Consider the following 15,692-nt stretch of genomic DNA (forward strand, 5'->3'; position numbering starts at 1 on the left):
TTATTGTTATCCATAGAACTCAATTTTCTCATACATTAATAAAATCACAAAAGAGACGAGACGAATAAATAAGCAAAAAAATTAGTAATAACCGGCCTATAATAAATTTTTTTGTATAAAGCGATTATTTAAGAAGACTTTAAGTATAAAAATTATTAGCTAGGATTTAATAATACTTTCAATCTTAAGTTTATATGTGGGTAAGCATAGACCTTTGCTTAGTACCAATAGGGGTAGGTGTCTCATTATCTCCATATATAAAGGCGTGCTTATCAATTATTGAGGAACATAAGCTTAAGTATGAACTGGGTCCAAATGGAACTGCAATTGAAGGGGAGTGGGATCAAGTTTTTGAATGCGTAAAGAAATGCCATGAGACAGTTCATAGCAAAGGTGCTCCACGTGTTTATACAACATTAAAAGTAAATACACGTACAGATAAGAAGCAATTATTTAAAGAAAAAGTGGAAAGTGTAAGAGGCTCATAGCAAAAGAATTTAAAAGCATTAAGAAAAAGTTTAAAACCCTAAAACAAAAGAAAGATCCCAACATTTACCCATGCATACTCATAGAAGTACTGATATAAAAGAGATACCAGCACGGTAATTAATGACTATCTTTGCTCGTCTAAGCAGATCAGAAGTTATTCACGGAAGAGTCGCTATGTTTATCGTTGCTATATGGTTATTCACAAACTATCTAATTCGTTAAGAATGGCTAACCCTATTAAAACTTGGTTTTTTGAATTAATCGAAGATGCGATAGGCAGTAAAGCCATGAAGCAATTTAAGGAAGAAGAAGAAGGAAAAAAAAAGAATTCCGAATCAACTGATGAGCCCAAACAAAATTAGGTGTTAAAGACTCCTCGTTATATAGCTAACCAAGAATCAATCCCATTCAGCCGCAACGGCTCTTAAACCACTAGCAATGATTTCGTTGGGGCAATTAGTATCTTCCTTTAAGGCCTTAGCTGCAAGATGAACGTTCTCCCAAAATACTGACACTGCTCCAGTTTTTTGATCATCAGAGAATTTAAAGTCCTCAAAAGCTTTTGGCATTTTCCTATTTTTTTTAAGTTCTAGCAAAAAATTCATTCATCAACCTTAATCTTCACTGCTTCAATGTAATTATCTTTTTTATTATCTAAAAATAGTTTCCTTGTGATTAAGACTGCCATGGTCGTTAAAAATATAAAGCCAACACTTTGAATAAAATCTATATAGGTTGCCAAAAAATGAGTCATTGGGAACTTGATTTTTTCAAATGTAGAGCAAAAAAATCAAATGACAAATTCAACAACACAAAAGCAATAAAGAGTAACTTAATGATCTGTTGAAGCCAAATAACTATCACCCAATAAGGTACCAGTACCAAGATCAAAAACATTATCAAGGTTAGATAGCAACTCTTTTAATTCTTCTCCGCTGATTCTTTTAATTTCTTGGTAAGTTTCTTTTGACATAGAAATAATAAAATCAGATGCAAATTTAACCACTCCTAATCAGCTTCAGAGACCGTAAAGACCGATAGGGGTAATTGCCTTTTGGAATACTTCAATAAAAAGAAATTATGACAATAATTAGTTTGCTTACATTAAGAATTCTAATCAATACCACAAAGAAAATAACGATACCTATGAGTAATTGATGTTAAGTAATTATTCCTACACGGCTGATAGTGGTTTGTTCTTATATTTTTTGAACTTCTCAGGACAACCTTCTTTTTATACTGAGCTTTAGAAGGTTGTTTCTTTGAATAAAAAACGTCAGTGCTCCTCCCCAGAAGCCAATCAACCGATGACCAGTGCAATTGATTGCCTGACGTACACATATCCTAGATTTTCCTTTTCATCAATAGTTCTGTAGGACCGTACGTCTTAGGCAGGGAAACCGTAGAAAGAATAAACCTCTTTTAATTAGACATTTAAAAAGGGCCCGAGGGGGCCCTTTTCCTTTACCGATTCTTTGGAAGCTTCTGGATATTGGTGGCCTGGGGCCAAGTGTCTAGTAGAAAGGCTTTTTTACTCCGTTAGGGCACCTAAACGATGCAGAGGAGGTTCGACTGAATTGACGCACCTAAATCATTGATCCTTGTCGCATCAGACGAATAGCCCACTTATTCTTTGAGAATGTTGGAGCAGGAACCAGAATTCAGTTCGCTTCTCTTAAATACTCAGGTGGAGTGTCGACCATCAATGGTGCCTCTGAGCTCAACAAACGTATCTTTGCTCTATTCGCACCTCAACGCAATCAGCCTTAATGCCCATTGCATTTCCACTACACCTGATCAAAAATAGTAAGTTTGGGGTCTAGCTAAGATCTAATTAATAAATCAATATGTCGAGAGAACAAACAAGCAAACAAGATCAAATAAGCAATTTCGGTGAAATAGCTAAAGGATGTAGAACTGATCATCAAAAGATTGAATTTTTCGATTCAGCTAAGGAAGCATTTTTCACAGATTCAATTGAATCTACAAGCTCGGTTAATGAAGATATCCCTAAAGACTTAGACGACGGGTTTTACGTATACGCAAATATGAAAAAACTTAGCGAAACGGAGCTTGAAGAGTTGAAAAGTCTGCCATGGCAAGAATACCCAGAAAACTTTAAGATATTTTTATTCGATTTTTGCATCTTAAATGGTGATGCATATTCAAAATACTTCCCCAATTCAAAGTAGTTTTAGTGATTTTCAGAGGTGTCAGCAAAGACAATCCTGAAAAAGCGATCGTTGTAGTTCAAGCTTATGAGGGTGTCTTAGAAAAACATATACAAGAGAACATTGAAATATTTGAAAAAAATGGTGCAGTCCATGAGTACGGCAGAACCTAGTCTCTGGTCTTGAGGATCCAAATTGCTTAGGTATAAATAAAGAATCAACTCAAAAGATTAGTCTCAATTAAATCTGAACAATGATTAGAAATCTGTTTTTCTTAATTCTCGGAGCATTTAGCGGTCTTTGGTTTATATGGCCTCAAATCATTACGACCAAAGGTTGGGAATGCACAAAAGATGTGATTGCATCTTCTAATGAAGATTTAACAGATATTGAATCATTAGTTGAATCCTTGCCAAACAGAATCAAATTAGGCTTGGCTGTTTCCCCAAAAACATTGCTAAAGAGAGAGAACCTTACTCGTATCGAGAAGCTCAGAATTGTTGGAGATGCTTGCTTTAGATAATTTAAAACCACAAACGAAAATTATCATTATAAATATCAACAAAAAGTTGGCGTCTTAACTTATCAAAGCAATTGCTTCTTTTAATTCGTTCGCATGATTGATCTCATCTTGAGCAATTTCACGTATCCTCTGATCGTTTGGATTAACTGTTAGATACTTTGCATAAGTTTCATACGCATGCTCTTCAATTTTTATATTGATATCGTATGCATTTGATGGAGAGAGTAAGTAATAAAAAACCATTACCCAGTAATAGAAGAGCACTAAATGCCTTGCAAGAAATCGATCAACCCAATATCTATTGCCGCTTCGTGATTCCATCTCTTCTAAATGCTCCGTCTCATTGATTGCTTGGTAAAAATGAGCCTTCATGAGCTTGTTGCTTAAAGGAGTCTTTAGGCCAAGCGACTCTTGTAAATGCAAAACTGATAAGAATGCAAAATAAGGTGCTCTAGCAATTACCTCAAGAACCCAAAAACGTTGAATCGGTCTACCTTCGTAGATCCGATCAAGAATGTTTACACTGAAATTTAAAACAAATGAATTAATACCTTTCATAATTCCTTAGCCCACTATTTAAGTATAAATACTTAACGCAACGATTTGAGTTGTAACTTATTTATTTAACTATCGATAGCAACTGGAGCAGAATGTGGAAGTAGGCCGAAGATTAAATCTATCTTGCTCGGACAGGTTTGTAAGCAGGAATCATCTTTCCTCCACCGAAATCGTCATCATCGTCTGGAAGCGCTCTTGAGATTAGTTCTACGAGGACTAGAGCAGCCATAGGATAGAAACACCATAAAACAGCTTTCCAGATGGGAAATGAGTCAACTAGCTGAAGCTCAGACATGTATCAGAAAATTGTTTGAACAAACCTAACTGATCTAAAAATATTTAGTGTTACGGTTAGCACGAAGTGAATGTTTATCTAATCGATCCTTCTGTAAAAAAATTACTTCAATCCGTCTAAGTTTTCCACAGCTTCAGAGTCACTAAATAACTCCAAGATCTAAATAAAAAGCAATTCCAATAAAAAAGACCCTAGGTATGGTGTCCTACGGGCCTGGGTGATGGGGATCTTATTTTTAACTGTTTTTCAAGCAAATTGCAACCCCTACCATATCTGGTGTTAGAAAGATTAAAAAAACAGAAAAAAAGACCCATATCTGGAATTATTAGCTTGCGTAATATGTACACAGCGAGTAGTATTTTCGAATTACTGGGTGATGGGGATCTCTCAGTATCTACTCCCTCAAATTTGAGGGTTTTTTTATGCCATGAATTTCTGCAGATAATTTCTAAGATGGATTAAGGCAAAATTAGTGAAAAACTGCTCTGATCCTTATTTTTTTCCAAAATCGAGAAGATGGAACAAGTAACTGATGCAATTGGTAATCCCACAGCACTCTTAGTAGAGAGAATTTTTTGGTTAGGGTTAGGTGCATTTTTAGGACTGGCAATAATTACTTCTTTACTAAGAGGATTAAAAGAAAGTAAAAACAAAACGACACCAATTTCACCTGATCAATTAGAAAATCTTGCAAAAAAAGCGATCCAACAAAACAGTGATAGCAATTGATATTGGTTATCAGATATTTTTATAGCCACAAACAAATTTACTTATGGTCGTTGGGGCGAGAACCGTACAATCAGCTACCACTGATTAGATGATGAGCATATATGCTTAATACATATTCACAAAAACAATGAAATTAGTTCCTTACATATTCATGGCTGTTGCTATCTTCTCAGAAGTTTCAACAATTGCTACGACTCCTATTATCTAATTGAATCTCATTAATTGAGTATTCAGACCTAACGCGTTCGGGTGAATACCGACGTTAGATTGTATATAACTGATTTGTATTCATGCTCAAAAAGATATTTAGGGCTGCTAGTTTTTTAGCTTTGTCTGTTTTTTTAACTTCGACAACTATTTTTTCAGGAATTAATCCTGCAGCAGCCGCTCAAATGGGTTCTGATATGAACGAAGATAACTCTATGGGTATTGTGATCGAAGAGTCTAGTGATGCCTTGGATGGTTCGAAAACTAGTGCTGCCCCAGATCTTGGAGATGATCAAGCATTTCCTTTTATTCCAGGTTTTGGTAAAAATTCCGGTAAAGACTGATTATCTTTTTGTTGAAAAGTATTGATTGATAATAAATTACTAATTTTTTCAAAAGCTAGAAAAAATCCACAGTTATAAGAGCTAATTAGCTAAACCATTTTCATGGAAAAATGGGAATCAAAAATAATCATATTTGTTATGTTTGCAGTCCTTGCAATTGGGTCAATCGCGCCATTGATCAGGATGATCAGTGATCGTATTTCTTAAGATTGAATTTGATTGGACAGGCTGAGATCATTGGAGTAATTATTTCTAACATGATTACTTTTGGCATTTTTAGCTGATTAATTTTTATTTTGCAAAAAATGAAAAAAATGGATTAAATGCTCAAATGGAACAAAAAAAAATCTAGAGAAAGATCTCTAGATTTATATGAAGATTGATTTGTTAAAGCTATTTAAAATATGCCAGGAATAATTTGTCCAGTAGTGATATAAGCGCCTAGTAAAGCAATCATTCCGATCATTGCCCAACGGCCATTGGTCTTTTCCGCTTCTTCAGGATAGCTGGAATAGTTTTCAACTAATTGAGTTTGTACTTGGGTAGCAAACATGTTTTGCTTGCCATATTCAGTAATGATCTGGTTAGAAGCAGAACTGTAAGCAGGGATTCCTGTTGGATCAACAGATTGTCCTTCTGATTGATTATCAGTTGGATCTATTGATTGATCAGAAACTGGGTTACTAGAAGTCATATAAGAACCTAAAAAATGCCTGGAATAATTTGACCAGTAGTTGCATAAGCACCGAAAGCAGCAATAAAGCCGATCATTGCCATCCAACCATTAAACTTTTCTGCTTCTGGAGTCACGAGATTAAACTCAAATAATGCGCATGAATGTAAAGGAAAAGTAAAGGAATGTAAAGGGGTCACCCGTACACAGCAAAAGTTATCAGGGGTATTAGGTGAAGCAATATTTTTTATCCACGTTCTAAATAACAATTCCACTAACTTTGTTGAACTTAATTCAAATAGATGGATTTAATACCAGGTGTAGTTCTTTTCTTTGGAGCCATTGGAACTGTGGCTTTACTTGGTTGGGATACTTTCCAAAATCGTAAGCCAATAACTAAAGCTGAAATGCAGCAGTCTCGTGGAACTAGAGCTGCTAAGCCACAACAAAAGAGAAGATGGTTATTTAACAGAGAATAATTATGGGTGAAATTCAAACATACGCTTCAAACTCAGGAGATTTTAATTTCCTTTTCGTTCTAATCATTGTTGGGACTTATCTTCTTTATGAGGTTGGAAAGGCAATAATGGACAACAACGATGATGATGACATGGATGGAGGAATGACGATGCGTGTAGCAGATGGAGCACAGGCCTGAATTGACTACCAAAATAATATGTACTTAATGACTACATAAACATGTCGTCTCTAAAAAGGTTTAAGGGTGAATTGAATATATAATTAGTCATCTATTTAATTAAAAATTTTGAGCGAAGAAAATATCAAAAGAAAAATAGATGCTTTATTAAAAGAACTTCAGGAGAAAACAGGAGTTTCGGATGAGGAGATGGACGAATTTAAAAAAATTATGGAACTAGCAGATTTTTCACAAGACCAAGAATAATTTAGGTATAAGTCGGGATGAATGAAGGTTTAGCGAGATGCGAGTTTTGACCAAATAAGGAGTACCAACACGTTAAGCAATGCATATCCAACAGCAATTTGAAGTTGGTAAAAATAACCAACAATCGAAGAGGATCCCAAAATGATCAAACTAGTAATAAAAATATCTCTTGAAAAATTCACCTAAAAATATCAAGCACTATAAATATTCAGATTGAAAATGAAATCATGAAAGTCTTATTTGATTTTCAATCGAATAAGCATTGCTTGTGCAGGCCTCATCACCTGTAACTTGAGAAACAGCAATAACCAGAAGACTTAGAGAACCAACCGCTAGAGAAATTGTTCTAATAGCACTTGCTTTCTTAGAGATTTTCTTGCTCATATCAAAAAAAATTGATGTAATAAGAATATGATTACTATCCAAGCATAAAGAGTATCCATTGATACCTGCTAGAAATAATTACCTAAAAATTATTAGAACAATTCTGAATAGAGCTAAATCAATTGAAAACCAGATTTAAATTGATTGCTTTATTTACAAGCTTGCGATGGTTGTTGCGAACTTTCTTTTAACAGTTCAATCCAATCTTGCAAAGAATTTAATGAGTCAATATTCAATTGGTAATAAACCCATCTACCAGTTTGCCTATCGGTAATCAAACCTGCATCTTTTAAAACTTTTAAATGAAAAGATATTTTCGATTGCGCCAATCCAATTTCATTAATCAAATCACAAACACATCGTTCTCCTCCTGAAAGAGACTCAATGATTTGCAATCGCAATGGATCAGATAAAGCTTTTAGCAATTTCCTGGCCACTGCATTTTCAAGAACTACTTCGCTCTTTGTCGCTGTGGCCATCACAGAAGAAAAAATATAATCACATGATAAAACAAACCGCAGAAAAGGCTTGCATCGATAAACCTCTATACATCAATATAAATTGATATGAGGAATCTTATCCTTATATTGATTCACTCCTCTAACTCAATTACAGGTTATGCGAATCGGTATTAATGGTTTCGGTCGAATAGGACGACTTGTTCTAAGAGCGCTCTGGGGTAGAGAAAATATCGAGATTACACATATCAACGATCCATTGGGTGATGCAAAGGGAGCTGCGCATTTACTTGAATTTGATTCAGTACATGGTCGTTGGAACAAAGCAATAAGCAACGACCAAAACAACCTGAGTATTGAAGGTCACCCGATATCTTTTGCAAAGGAAAGTGATTTCACAAAAGTTCCATGGGATAAGACAGGTATAGAGCTAATTCTCGAATGTTCAGGAAAATTCAAAACCCCTCAAACATTAAATCCTTACTTCGATACTCTTGGGATGAAAAGAGTTGTCGTTGCATGTCCAGTAAAAGGAGAAATCCAGGGAGAGGATGCTCTAAATATCGTCTACGGTATTAATCATGATTTATATGAGCCCAATAAACATCGCTTAGTAACAGCTGCATCCTGCACGACTAATTGCTTGGCTCCCGTTGTGAAAGTTGTTAATCAAGCTTTTGGTATCAAGCATGGAAGCATCACAACACACCATGACCTAACAAATACACAGGTAATCGTTGATTCATTTAAATCAGATTTAAGAAGAGCAAGGAGCGGATCACAAAGCTTAATTCCAACAACAACAGGATCAGCAAAAGCGATAGGGATGATATTCCCTGAATTACAAGGTAAATTAAATGGTCATGCAGTTCGAGTTCCTCTCCTCAATGGATCTTTAACTGATGCTGTATTTGAATTAGAAAAAGAGGTCACGCAAGAAGAAGTCAATCATGTGTTCAAAGAAGCTTCAGAAGGAGAACTAAAAGGAATACTTGGTTACGAAGAAAAACCACTTGTATCAATCGATTATGTCAATGACTCGAGAAGTTCAATTATTGATGCGCCCTCAACCATGGTGATCAACAAAACTCAACTGAAAGTCTATATTTGGTATGACAATGAATGGGGGTATAGCTGTCGAATGGCTGATCTCGTATCACATGTAATAAAGCTAGAAAAAGAATAAAAATAAAAACATGCGATTAACGGCATTGCAACAATATGGAATCGTAACGACCAACTATTGGGCATTCACACTGACAGATGGTGCTCTAAGAATGCTAGTGATTTTTCACTTTCATAGCCTTGGATATACAACATTAGAAATTGCATTCTTATTCCTTTTTTATGAGTTCTTTGGCGTCATCACTAATCTCTATGGAGGTTGGATAGGAGCAAGATATGGATTACGTCTAACACTGTGGGTAGGAACTCTTTTACAAATCGGCGCCCTATTGATGTTGATACCCGTTTCAAGTGGTTGGTCGAAACTTTTGAGTGTCATTTATGTCATGGTTGCTCAAGCGATTAGTGGCATAGCAAAAGATCTCAATAAGATGAGTGCTAAAAGTGCCATCAAAACTGTCGTTCCAGGCTCATCAGAAGAAGATGGTGGAAATAATCAATTATTTAAATGGGTAGCCATCTTAACTGGTTCAAAAAATGCACTCAAAGGAGTTGGCTTCTTTCTTGGTGGACTTTTGCTTACAAGTTTTGGATTTAATAAAGCAGTTGAATTAATGGCTATCGGTTTAGGTCTGTCATTTCTAATGACATTAATTTTGCCTGGAGATATTGGAAAGATGAAAAACAAACCAATCTTTAAAGACTTATTTTCTAAATCTCAAGGGATCAATGTCCTCTCTTTTGCACGCTTTTTTCTCTTTGGGGCAAGAGACGTATGGTTCGTCGTTGCACTACCTGTTTTTCTTGAAACGTATCTAAATTGGAATTTTTCTGAGATTGGAGCTTTTCTAGGATTGTGGGTTATTGGTTATGGTTTTATTCAAGCGTTTGCGCCGTCTTTAAGAAATTTATGGGGAAATAAAACAAGCCCAGGAGTTTCTTCTGTTCAATTCTGGAGCGCTGCGTTAACTGCAATTCCAGCGCTAATAGCAATAGCACTATGGCGACAAAGCAATCCAGAAACAGCAATTACAGCTGGATTGATATTATTTGGGTTCATATTTGCAATGAACTCATCAATACATTCATATATGGTTCTTGCTTATACGGACAAGGAAAACGTGAGTCTAAACGTCGGCTTCTATTACATGGCAAATGCGGCAGGGAGACTGATTGGTACTCTCCTATCAGGAGTTTTATTCATGATTGGAGCTAATGCCTCTATAGGAATGCAACTATGTTTATGGTGCTCAAGCCTATTTGTATTTATCTCATTGTTGACTAGTTTACGACTACCTCCAGTATCAAATACAAAAGCTATAAAAAATTCCTAAGAGCGTCAATAAAAAAAATTAAATATCAAGGGAAAGAAGGACTACTGAACCTCTGATTCTCTGTCATATTCAAGTCCAACTTCATTCATCCATGCTGCTTTCGTTTTACAGTTTTTACCATGCTCGGCTAGATGTAATCCCTCAATCGAAATAAATAAAACTAGTAGTGAAACTGGAACCCACCAAATGGGTGATCCAACTATTTCCTTCCAATTATTCATTGAATCTTTTTTTTCATATTAAAGATTTTTTTCAGCTTAAGTTAGGAAGTGACTGGCTAGCAAAAAAGAAATTAAAAAGGAGGCTATTGCCTCCTTTTTAATTTATAAGGAATAAATTCACTTACCAATACGCTTTACAGCAGCGCGAGACTTGGAAAGAATATCACCTTTTAGAGGAACAAAGCCAAGAGAAGGAGCCTTAGCCTGGGCTTTATCACTAAGTAGGTAGTTAAGTGAATCTCTAATGGCATCAGTGTTTCTACCATTACCAGTTTCGTAAGCAAGAATCCATGTAAGGGTTGCGATTGGGTATGCACCCTTGGCCTTAGGGTTAGGGTTATTACCGGCTAGATTTTTATCTAGTTGTATTCCATTAAGAGCAATAGCACCAGCCTCAGTAGTTGGCTGTAAAAACTCTCCTGATAAATTTTGGAGAGCGGCTGCTTTGATTTCACCTCTAATATATGACTGGTTTACATAACCAATTGCACCAGGAGTGTTACGAATAACGCCAGCAACACCAGCATTACCTTTACCACCAACACCAGCAGGCCAGGCGACAGATTTACCTGTTCCTAGAGTCCATGTCTTAGAGAAAGCCTGCATGGAATTTGTAAAAGCCTTCGTAGTGCCTGAACCATCAGAACGATGAGCCCAAGTTAGTTTTCCTTCAGGGCAACCAACCTCTTTCCAGTTTGAAATTTTACCCATAGCAACACGAACAGCTTGCTCTTGAGTAAGTTTAAGATCGCAATCGTAGTTATAACCAAAAGCAATAGTGCCACCAACCATTGGGATTTGAACTAATCCCCGCGTAACTTTTGCAATATCTGTTGCTTTCATCGGATCATCAGACGCACCGAAATTAACGGTTTCATCAATGAAAGCTTTACGGCCAGAACCTGAACCAACAGCTTGATAGTTAACACGAGGTCCACGCTCTTTAGCTAAGTCAGAGAACCATCGAGTGTAGATTTTAGCGGGAAAAGAGGCTCCAGCTCCGCTGAGTCGAGCACCCGCAAAGGCACTTCCACCTGAGCCAAGAATAATTAAAGAGGAGAGGACAAGACTCTTCTTAGCAAAGCTCATCAAAGGTCTGCGACGTAAAAGCAATGAAAGCATAGGACGTGAAGGCTCTGACATTGATCAATATTTATTGATATAATCAATATAGCTTGATACAGGGCTTACGGCAAAAAAACTAATTCAAAATAAACATATCTGTTTGATGGAGCGAAGCGGTATATTTATGAGCAATATTAAGGCTGATGCTTGGATGAAAACCAATCATTAGATCAATCAAGCATTTAATAAGAAGTTGAAAAACAAAGTAAAATATCTTCTAATAATTCTAGTCTTAATGATCGGCACATCTATATCTATTAGCCAATACAAAAACACATATCCAGATCCTAGTGAGAGAAAAGATTTATCTGTTAAAGGAATCTTTCTAGATTAAAAATGTTATGTTTACAAAAATATAAAACATAAATAAGCTTTAAGTGTATAAATTTAGACTAAAATAAATAAAGAGTGAAGGCTTGAAGAAAAGAGGAAACTAAATGAGATGGCCACCGAATGCAGCTTGGACCTCAGCCGTAAAAAGAGAAGGTTATCGACATTTTGAAGTTAAAAGCTATGGAGGCAAAAAAGATGAACGGTGGGTAGAACTATTTCCAGTTAACAACAACGAAATTCTTATAAGAGTTCCATGGTCGGAATTAAAAACATATTCAAAGTGGACGAGTGGATGGCTTCAGTTGCCAAAAGATGACGATTGCGATGGCAACTAATCTTTAGAGAAAATAAAAAACAGATATTTAAGTAATTATTCCTACACGGCTGATAGTGGTTTGTTCTTATATTTTTTGAACTTCTCAGGACAACCTTCTTTTTATACTGAGCTTTAGAAGGTTGTTTCTTTGAATAAAAAACGTCAGTGCTCCTCCCCAGAAGCCAATCAACCGATGACCAGTGCAATTGATTGCCTGACGTACACATATCCTAGATTTTCCTTTTCATCAATAGTTCTGTAGGACCGTACGTCTTAGGCAGGGAAACCGTAGAAAGAATAAACCTCTTTTAATTAGACATTTAAAAAGGGCCCGAGGGGGCCCTTTTCCTTTACCGATTCTTTGGAAGCTTCTGGATATTGGTGGCCTGGGGCCAAGTGTCTAGTAGAAAGGCTTTTTTACTCCGTTAGGGCACCTAAACGATGCAGAGGAGGTTCGACTGAATTGACGCACCTAAATCATTGATCCTTGTCGCATCAGACGAATAGCCCACTTATTCTTTGAGAATGTTGGAGCAGGAACCAGAATTCAGTTCGCTTCTCTTAAATACTCAGGTGGAGTGTCGACCATCAATGGTGCCTCTGAGCTCAACAAACGTATCTTTGCTCTATTCGCACCTCAACGCAATCAGCCTTAATGCCCATTGCATTTCCACTACACCTGATCAAAAATAGTAAGTTTGGGGTCTAGCTAAGATCTAATCAATAAATCAAAAACATGAATCAGTCTCCAGAGAAAGAGAAGGGAATGAGCTTTATTAAAAAAGCTGGTAAATGGGCTCCATTAGTTGGAGGAGCATGGATTGTTCTGAATATTGTTGTTCCATTAGCTCTACTTCGTATTCCTGCAGTCCAAAAATACTTAGTAGTACTTGAAGACAAGCTCCCATTTGATATTCCAGGTATTGGTTAGATGGCAACAGAAATTATTTGTTTTTTCTTGCTTGGTATTGCAGCACTGCTTCTAAATGCTGGACTCGACGCTCAAGTTCTTCCACTCTTTTGGCTAATTCTTCCATTAGTAATCAAATTAAGTTTCGACAATATAACCAGAAAGAAAGCTCTCCTCATCAACAAAAAAACGAAATAAGGGCTAAGGTCGTGAAAAATTAGCCGAAAAGCTTTGAACGAGTTACAAGCATTGACGCTATCAGGGGCATTAGCTGTATTTGCTATTACCTGGCTATTTTTTGGTTTTGGAGATGATGATGATGATGGAGGCGGGATGATGAGACCTGTCAGACAAAATGCAGATTAAAATCAGTTGCGAATAGTAAAGAAAAAAGCCTCAACCTAAAGAAGACAATCGTAAAGGTATTTTTACAAGTCCTAAAGCTAATCAACCTTCTGATCAAGCATTAGCCTAAGTAATGAGAGCATGTGTATATGAAAAATTTTCTAATCAAATTAGTTTTATTCGTATTCATTGTTTTCTCTGGATTGAATAGTGCTGAGGCAGTAATACAAGGCTGGGTTCCACCAGAGGATTATGGAGAAGGAGACTCATATGAAATGGGAATGGAAACCGAAGAAGAAGCTGTAGAAATGGAGTCACAAAGTAAAGAGTTGAGTATGGAGGATATTTTTGGGGATGAACAAGTTTTTCCTTTTCCACCTGGCCTAGGCAATTAATCAAAACGCAAACATTCGCTTTAGTAAGGTAGATACAGATAACTATCTAACTTTTAAGTTTGTTGAACTAATGGCAGCAATAAAAAAAGACTCAGAGCCTCTAGATAACTTATCCAGTCAAGAGATAGAGGATATTGTCAGATCAAACGAAATATTGGATCAAGAAAATGAAAGACTAATCAAAGAAGAAGAAATAGAGGCACAAAGATTCTCAAAGACAAAATCTACAAAAAGATTGCTTAGACGATTAAGAAGATCTCCACTTGAAGTGATAAATCGATCACTCTTTTTTGTATTCATTGGTAGTTTTATCTTCTCCTTTGTCTCTGTGTACTCAATCAACAAGTTGTGGTTTGTTTTTTATGTCATCAGTGCCTTCTCATGTGTTTTATACACTCCAAATAGACAAGCCCTAAAGGAACTAATTGCAGCATGGCCAAATATCGAAGATCTTTTAAAAAAAAGAAGTTTATGGAAATAAATTATTTAGACTTATAGACCATTGATGTGAAAATTATTTACTGAGGTAAGTCTCAACTATTCTAAATTCAAAATTGATTAAAAGGTAATGGATAAAAAAGGAGCCAAAGGGTACTGGATCTCAACGGCAAAAATTATTAATCAAGAATTATTTGATGAATATGTCGAAAAAGTTGGGCCATGGCTCAAAGAGAATGGTGGGGAGGTATTTGCGAAAGATACAGACCCAAGAGGAAAAGAAAAAACTGAAGATTCAAACCTTGCAGTCATTTGTGAATTTCCATCTATGCGAATAGCTGTAGATGCTTATGAGTCCAGTGAATATCAAGAACTTTCTAAGCTACGTAAAGCAGCCACCGTGAATGCAACGTTCACAATTATGGAAGGAATGGACGAGGCAACAAAACTTAGAAGAGCAATGGGAATGTAGATAATGGCATCAAACACCTCACTATTCATTTCATATAAATAAATGAATTGATCAAATAATTAATAGCATTAAAACATTAGGAGGCATATTCTGATGAGTTCACAAAATAGAAGTGACGATCAAGAGCTGGTCAGCAAAAACCTTGAATTAATTATTAGTTCGAGTAACTACCAATTAGCCCATGAAGATAGAGAGTTGCTCAATAGTGATGAAATGAGAGGAGTGCGAATGCTACTAGAAATTAATAAACCAGAAAAAATCTTGGATGAGCAAAAGATCTTATCAACAATTATCGTCTTTGGAGGTGCAAGTTTATCTGATAAAAGCTCTATAGATCACAGAATTGAACTAGCAAAGAACTCTCTCACGAAAGATCCAAGCTCATCGAATTTAGAGAGAGAATTAACACGACTAAAGAATCTACAATCAATCTCTCATTACTACGACTCTGCTAGAGAATTCGCGAAGATTGTCTCCAGACAAAACCAAAAAGAGCATTGCAATTCACATGTAATTGTCACTGGTGGTGGTCCGGGGATTATGGAGGCTGCCAATCGAGGTGCTTTTGATGCGGACTGTAAATCAATAGGATTAAACATAAGTCTCCCAAACGAGCAACATCCCAATGCATATATCACCCCTGGGCTTTGCTTTAAATTTAATTATTTCGCCTTACGAAAATTTCATTTTGTGATGCGATCAGTTGCAGCTGTCTTTTTCCCTGGGGGATTTGGAACATTTGATGAACTCTTCGAATTACTCACTCTTCGTCAAACAGGAATGAAAACAGAAATTCCAATTATTCTTTTTGGTCGAGATTATTGGTCGAAAGTGATCAACTTTCAATTCCTTTCAGATCACGGACTTATCTCAGATGAACACATGAAACTCTTTCAATACGCCGATAGTGCTTCAGAAGCATGGGACATAATCAAACAATAGT

31 protein-coding genes are annotated in these 15,692 nt (G+C 36.2%); 21 read left to right on the forward strand and 10 right to left on the reverse strand.

What is annotated here, in order from left to right:
• Positions 1-194 precede the first annotated feature (194 nt).
• The 3 genes from EW15_RS05300 to EW15_RS11110 all read left to right on the forward strand — a co-directional run bounded on the left by EW15_RS05300 (position 195) and on the right by EW15_RS11110 (position 851).
• Positions 195-488, forward strand: a complete 294-nt coding sequence (locus tag EW15_RS05300) for an MTH1187 family thiamine-binding protein (RefSeq protein WP_038652873.1) — start codon at positions 195-197, stop codon at positions 486-488.
• Positions 489-609: 121 nt separating this feature from the next.
• Positions 610-711, forward strand: coding sequence for a chlorophyll a/b-binding protein (locus EW15_RS11670; protein ID WP_110860922.1), 102 nt, complete (start codon positions 610-612; stop codon positions 709-711).
• Positions 712-713: 2 nt separating this feature from the next.
• Positions 714-851: a hypothetical protein gene (locus tag EW15_RS11110; protein ID WP_197049633.1), complete on the forward strand. Its 138-nt coding sequence runs from the start codon at positions 714-716 to the stop codon at positions 849-851.
• Between the two features lie 36 nt (positions 852-887).
• Here the strand turns inward: EW15_RS11110 and EW15_RS05305 are convergent, their stop codons facing one another.
• Positions 888-1,058 (reverse strand): hypothetical protein, encoded by a 171-nt coding sequence (locus EW15_RS05305; RefSeq protein WP_011294973.1) that lies wholly within the window; start codon positions 1,056-1,058, stop codon positions 888-890.
• A 263-nt stretch (positions 1,059-1,321) separates the two neighbouring features.
• Positions 1,322-1,462: a hypothetical protein gene (locus EW15_RS11115; RefSeq protein ID WP_181414027.1), complete on the reverse strand. Its 141-nt coding sequence runs from the start codon at positions 1,460-1,462 to the stop codon at positions 1,322-1,324.
• An 874-nt stretch (positions 1,463-2,336) separates the two neighbouring features.
• Between EW15_RS11115 and EW15_RS05310 the strand changes: the two genes are divergently transcribed.
• From EW15_RS05310 to EW15_RS05315, 3 genes are all read left to right on the forward strand, one after another.
• Positions 2,337-2,681: a hypothetical protein gene (locus EW15_RS05310; RefSeq protein WP_038652876.1), complete on the forward strand. Its 345-nt coding sequence runs from the start codon at positions 2,337-2,339 to the stop codon at positions 2,679-2,681.
• Positions 2,682-2,686: 5 nt separating this feature from the next.
• Positions 2,687-2,833, forward strand: coding sequence for a DUF3764 family protein (locus tag EW15_RS10815; RefSeq protein WP_197049634.1), 147 nt, complete (start codon positions 2,687-2,689; stop codon positions 2,831-2,833).
• A gap of 80 nt (positions 2,834-2,913) precedes the next feature.
• The gene (locus EW15_RS05315) at positions 2,914-3,183 is read left to right on the forward strand and encodes a hypothetical protein (protein WP_011294527.1); all 270 of its coding nucleotides are present in this window, start codon (positions 2,914-2,916) and stop codon (positions 3,181-3,183) included.
• Between the two features lie 54 nt (positions 3,184-3,237).
• Here the strand turns inward: EW15_RS05315 and EW15_RS05320 are convergent, their stop codons facing one another.
• The gene (locus EW15_RS05320) at positions 3,238-3,741 is read right to left on the reverse strand and encodes an alternative oxidase (RefSeq protein ID WP_038652879.1); all 504 of its coding nucleotides are present in this window, start codon (positions 3,739-3,741) and stop codon (positions 3,238-3,240) included.
• Between the two features lie 118 nt (positions 3,742-3,859).
• A complete protein-coding gene (locus EW15_RS11120) occupies positions 3,860-4,036 on the reverse strand; it encodes a hypothetical protein (RefSeq protein ID WP_197049635.1) in 177 nt (58 codons plus the stop codon).
• Between the two features lie 516 nt (positions 4,037-4,552).
• On the opposite strand from EW15_RS11120, the gene EW15_RS05325 reads away from it, so the two are divergent.
• Positions 4,553-4,765, forward strand: a complete 213-nt coding sequence (locus tag EW15_RS05325) for a hypothetical protein (RefSeq protein WP_011294530.1) — start codon at positions 4,553-4,555, stop codon at positions 4,763-4,765.
• Positions 4,766-5,055: 290 nt separating this feature from the next.
• Positions 5,056-5,316 carry a hypothetical protein gene (locus EW15_RS05330; protein ID WP_038652882.1) on the forward strand — a complete coding sequence of 87 codons (261 nt, stop codon included), beginning with the start codon at positions 5,056-5,058 and terminating at the stop codon, positions 5,314-5,316.
• 397 nt (positions 5,317-5,713) lie between these two features.
• Here the strand turns inward: EW15_RS05330 and EW15_RS11125 are convergent, their stop codons facing one another.
• Together EW15_RS11125 and EW15_RS05340 are read right to left on the reverse strand one after the other, a co-directional pair.
• Positions 5,714-5,869: a high light inducible protein gene (locus EW15_RS11125; protein ID WP_187152595.1), complete on the reverse strand. Its 156-nt coding sequence runs from the start codon at positions 5,867-5,869 to the stop codon at positions 5,714-5,716.
• A gap of 149 nt (positions 5,870-6,018) precedes the next feature.
• Positions 6,019-6,126: a high light inducible protein gene (locus EW15_RS05340; RefSeq protein WP_011294533.1), complete on the reverse strand. Its 108-nt coding sequence runs from the start codon at positions 6,124-6,126 to the stop codon at positions 6,019-6,021.
• A 165-nt stretch (positions 6,127-6,291) separates the two neighbouring features.
• Between EW15_RS05340 and EW15_RS11130 the strand changes: the two genes are divergently transcribed.
• From EW15_RS11130 to EW15_RS11140, 3 genes are all read left to right on the forward strand, one after another.
• Complete coding sequence (locus tag EW15_RS11130) at positions 6,292-6,468, forward strand: hypothetical protein (protein WP_197049636.1); 177 nt, start codon at positions 6,292-6,294, stop codon at positions 6,466-6,468.
• Positions 6,469-6,470: 2 nt separating this feature from the next.
• Positions 6,471-6,647: a hypothetical protein gene (locus EW15_RS11135; RefSeq protein WP_011294980.1), complete on the forward strand. Its 177-nt coding sequence runs from the start codon at positions 6,471-6,473 to the stop codon at positions 6,645-6,647.
• A gap of 108 nt (positions 6,648-6,755) precedes the next feature.
• A complete protein-coding gene (locus EW15_RS11140; protein ID WP_011294966.1) occupies positions 6,756-6,893 on the forward strand; it encodes a hypothetical protein in 138 nt (45 codons plus the stop codon).
• A gap of 225 nt (positions 6,894-7,118) precedes the next feature.
• Here EW15_RS11140 and EW15_RS11145 read toward each other — a convergent pair whose 3' ends face one another.
• Both EW15_RS11145 and EW15_RS05350 read right to left on the reverse strand, forming a co-directional pair.
• On the reverse strand, positions 7,119-7,277 hold the full coding sequence (locus EW15_RS11145; protein ID WP_197049637.1) for a hypothetical protein: 159 nt from the start codon (positions 7,275-7,277) through the stop codon (positions 7,119-7,121).
• Between the two features lie 149 nt (positions 7,278-7,426).
• Positions 7,427-7,756, reverse strand: a complete 330-nt coding sequence (locus EW15_RS05350) for a helix-turn-helix transcriptional regulator (protein ID WP_038652888.1) — start codon at positions 7,754-7,756, stop codon at positions 7,427-7,429.
• Between the two features lie 139 nt (positions 7,757-7,895).
• On the opposite strand from EW15_RS05350, the gene EW15_RS05355 reads away from it, so the two are divergent.
• Both EW15_RS05355 and arsJ read left to right on the forward strand, forming a co-directional pair.
• Positions 7,896-8,921 (forward strand): ArsJ-associated glyceraldehyde-3-phosphate dehydrogenase, encoded by a 1,026-nt coding sequence (locus EW15_RS05355; protein ID WP_038652891.1) that lies wholly within the window; start codon positions 7,896-7,898, stop codon positions 8,919-8,921.
• A 10-nt stretch (positions 8,922-8,931) separates the two neighbouring features.
• Positions 8,932-10,194 carry an organoarsenical effux MFS transporter ArsJ gene (gene arsJ, locus EW15_RS05360; RefSeq protein ID WP_038652894.1) on the forward strand — a complete coding sequence of 421 codons (1,263 nt, stop codon included), beginning with the start codon at positions 8,932-8,934 and terminating at the stop codon, positions 10,192-10,194.
• A 41-nt stretch (positions 10,195-10,235) separates the two neighbouring features.
• Here arsJ and EW15_RS05365 read toward each other — a convergent pair whose 3' ends face one another.
• Both EW15_RS05365 and pstS read right to left on the reverse strand, forming a co-directional pair.
• Positions 10,236-10,415 (reverse strand): hypothetical protein, encoded by a 180-nt coding sequence (locus tag EW15_RS05365; RefSeq protein ID WP_038652896.1) that lies wholly within the window; start codon positions 10,413-10,415, stop codon positions 10,236-10,238.
• A 117-nt stretch (positions 10,416-10,532) separates the two neighbouring features.
• On the reverse strand, positions 10,533-11,504 hold the full coding sequence (pstS, locus tag EW15_RS05370; protein ID WP_038655215.1) for a phosphate ABC transporter substrate-binding protein PstS: 972 nt from the start codon (positions 11,502-11,504) through the stop codon (positions 10,533-10,535).
• A gap of 473 nt (positions 11,505-11,977) precedes the next feature.
• Here pstS and EW15_RS05375 point away from each other — a divergent pair, with 473 nt between their 5' ends.
• The 8 genes from EW15_RS05375 to EW15_RS05400 all read left to right on the forward strand — a co-directional run bounded on the left by EW15_RS05375 (position 11,978) and on the right by EW15_RS05400 (position 15,691).
• Positions 11,978-12,208: a TIGR02450 family Trp-rich protein gene (locus EW15_RS05375; protein WP_038652898.1), complete on the forward strand. Its 231-nt coding sequence runs from the start codon at positions 11,978-11,980 to the stop codon at positions 12,206-12,208.
• 717 nt (positions 12,209-12,925) lie between these two features.
• Positions 12,926-13,120, forward strand: coding sequence for a hypothetical protein (locus EW15_RS05380; protein ID WP_036904235.1), 195 nt, complete (start codon positions 12,926-12,928; stop codon positions 13,118-13,120).
• Complete coding sequence (locus EW15_RS11150; RefSeq protein WP_011294556.1) at positions 13,121-13,297, forward strand: hypothetical protein; 177 nt, start codon at positions 13,121-13,123, stop codon at positions 13,295-13,297.
• A gap of 33 nt (positions 13,298-13,330) precedes the next feature.
• On the forward strand, positions 13,331-13,465 hold the full coding sequence (locus tag EW15_RS11575) for a hypothetical protein (RefSeq protein ID WP_011294994.1): 135 nt from the start codon (positions 13,331-13,333) through the stop codon (positions 13,463-13,465).
• Positions 13,466-13,593: 128 nt separating this feature from the next.
• Positions 13,594-13,839 (forward strand): hypothetical protein, encoded by a 246-nt coding sequence (locus EW15_RS05385; RefSeq protein WP_038652902.1) that lies wholly within the window; start codon positions 13,594-13,596, stop codon positions 13,837-13,839.
• A gap of 70 nt (positions 13,840-13,909) precedes the next feature.
• A complete protein-coding gene (locus EW15_RS05390) occupies positions 13,910-14,320 on the forward strand; it encodes a hypothetical protein (protein ID WP_011823830.1) in 411 nt (136 codons plus the stop codon).
• An 87-nt stretch (positions 14,321-14,407) separates the two neighbouring features.
• Positions 14,408-14,749, forward strand: a complete 342-nt coding sequence (locus EW15_RS05395; protein WP_036904244.1) for a DUF1330 domain-containing protein — start codon at positions 14,408-14,410, stop codon at positions 14,747-14,749.
• Positions 14,750-14,842: 93 nt separating this feature from the next.
• Entirely contained in the window at positions 14,843-15,691 is an 849-nt protein-coding gene (locus EW15_RS05400; RefSeq protein ID WP_038652905.1) for an LOG family protein, read from the forward strand.
• The last annotated feature ends 1 nt before the right edge of the window (position 15,692 follow it).

The sequence above is a fragment of the Prochlorococcus sp. MIT 0801 genome (assembly GCF_000757865.1).
In the GTDB taxonomy this organism is placed as follows: domain Bacteria; phylum Cyanobacteriota; class Cyanobacteriia; order PCC-6307; family Cyanobiaceae; genus Prochlorococcus_B.

What these genes read in the sequence shown, in the direction of transcription:
- EW15_RS05300 (WP_038652873.1), top strand. Translation starts at nt 195, where the DNA reads ATGTGGGTAAGCATAGACCTTTGCTTAGTACCAATAGGGGTAGGTGTC.
- EW15_RS11670 (WP_110860922.1), top strand. Translation starts at nt 610, where the DNA reads ATGACTATCTTTGCTCGTCTAAGCAGATCAGAAGTTATTCACGGAAGA.
- EW15_RS11110 (WP_197049633.1), top strand. Translation starts at nt 714, where the DNA reads ATGGCTAACCCTATTAAAACTTGGTTTTTTGAATTAATCGAAGATGCG.
- EW15_RS05305 (WP_011294973.1), bottom strand. Translation starts at nt 1,058, where the DNA reads ATGCCAAAAGCTTTTGAGGACTTTAAATTCTCTGATGATCAAAAAACT.
- EW15_RS11115 (WP_181414027.1), bottom strand. Translation starts at nt 1,462, where the DNA reads ATGTCAAAAGAAACTTACCAAGAAATTAAAAGAATCAGCGGAGAAGAA.
- EW15_RS05310 (WP_038652876.1), top strand. Translation starts at nt 2,337, where the DNA reads ATGTCGAGAGAACAAACAAGCAAACAAGATCAAATAAGCAATTTCGGT.
- EW15_RS05315 (WP_011294527.1), top strand. Translation starts at nt 2,914, where the DNA reads ATGATTAGAAATCTGTTTTTCTTAATTCTCGGAGCATTTAGCGGTCTT.
- EW15_RS05320 (WP_038652879.1), bottom strand. Translation starts at nt 3,741, where the DNA reads ATGAAAGGTATTAATTCATTTGTTTTAAATTTCAGTGTAAACATTCTT.
- EW15_RS11120 (WP_197049635.1), bottom strand. Translation starts at nt 4,036, where the DNA reads ATGTCTGAGCTTCAGCTAGTTGACTCATTTCCCATCTGGAAAGCTGTT.
- EW15_RS05325 (WP_011294530.1), top strand. Translation starts at nt 4,553, where the DNA reads ATGGAACAAGTAACTGATGCAATTGGTAATCCCACAGCACTCTTAGTA.
- EW15_RS05330 (WP_038652882.1), top strand. Translation starts at nt 5,056, where the DNA reads ATGCTCAAAAAGATATTTAGGGCTGCTAGTTTTTTAGCTTTGTCTGTT.
- EW15_RS11125 (WP_187152595.1), bottom strand. Translation starts at nt 5,869, where the DNA reads ATGTTTGCTACCCAAGTACAAACTCAATTAGTTGAAAACTATTCCAGC.
- EW15_RS11130 (WP_197049636.1), top strand. Translation starts at nt 6,292, where the DNA reads ATGGATTTAATACCAGGTGTAGTTCTTTTCTTTGGAGCCATTGGAACT.
- EW15_RS11135 (WP_011294980.1), top strand. Translation starts at nt 6,471, where the DNA reads ATGGGTGAAATTCAAACATACGCTTCAAACTCAGGAGATTTTAATTTC.
- EW15_RS11145 (WP_197049637.1), bottom strand. Translation starts at nt 7,277, where the DNA reads ATGAGCAAGAAAATCTCTAAGAAAGCAAGTGCTATTAGAACAATTTCT.
- EW15_RS05350 (WP_038652888.1), bottom strand. Translation starts at nt 7,756, where the DNA reads ATGGCCACAGCGACAAAGAGCGAAGTAGTTCTTGAAAATGCAGTGGCC.
- EW15_RS05355 (WP_038652891.1), top strand. Translation starts at nt 7,896, where the DNA reads ATGCGAATCGGTATTAATGGTTTCGGTCGAATAGGACGACTTGTTCTA.
- arsJ (WP_038652894.1), top strand. Translation starts at nt 8,932, where the DNA reads ATGCGATTAACGGCATTGCAACAATATGGAATCGTAACGACCAACTAT.
- EW15_RS05365 (WP_038652896.1), bottom strand. Translation starts at nt 10,415, where the DNA reads ATGAATAATTGGAAGGAAATAGTTGGATCACCCATTTGGTGGGTTCCA.
- pstS (WP_038655215.1), bottom strand. Translation starts at nt 11,504, where the DNA reads ATGAGCTTTGCTAAGAAGAGTCTTGTCCTCTCCTCTTTAATTATTCTT.
- EW15_RS05375 (WP_038652898.1), top strand. Translation starts at nt 11,978, where the DNA reads ATGAGATGGCCACCGAATGCAGCTTGGACCTCAGCCGTAAAAAGAGAA.
- EW15_RS05380 (WP_036904235.1), top strand. Translation starts at nt 12,926, where the DNA reads ATGAATCAGTCTCCAGAGAAAGAGAAGGGAATGAGCTTTATTAAAAAA.
- EW15_RS11150 (WP_011294556.1), top strand. Translation starts at nt 13,121, where the DNA reads ATGGCAACAGAAATTATTTGTTTTTTCTTGCTTGGTATTGCAGCACTG.
- EW15_RS05385 (WP_038652902.1), top strand. Translation starts at nt 13,594, where the DNA reads ATGAAAAATTTTCTAATCAAATTAGTTTTATTCGTATTCATTGTTTTC.
- EW15_RS05390 (WP_011823830.1), top strand. Translation starts at nt 13,910, where the DNA reads ATGGCAGCAATAAAAAAAGACTCAGAGCCTCTAGATAACTTATCCAGT.
- EW15_RS05395 (WP_036904244.1), top strand. Translation starts at nt 14,408, where the DNA reads ATGGATAAAAAAGGAGCCAAAGGGTACTGGATCTCAACGGCAAAAATT.
- EW15_RS05400 (WP_038652905.1), top strand. Translation starts at nt 14,843, where the DNA reads ATGAGTTCACAAAATAGAAGTGACGATCAAGAGCTGGTCAGCAAAAAC.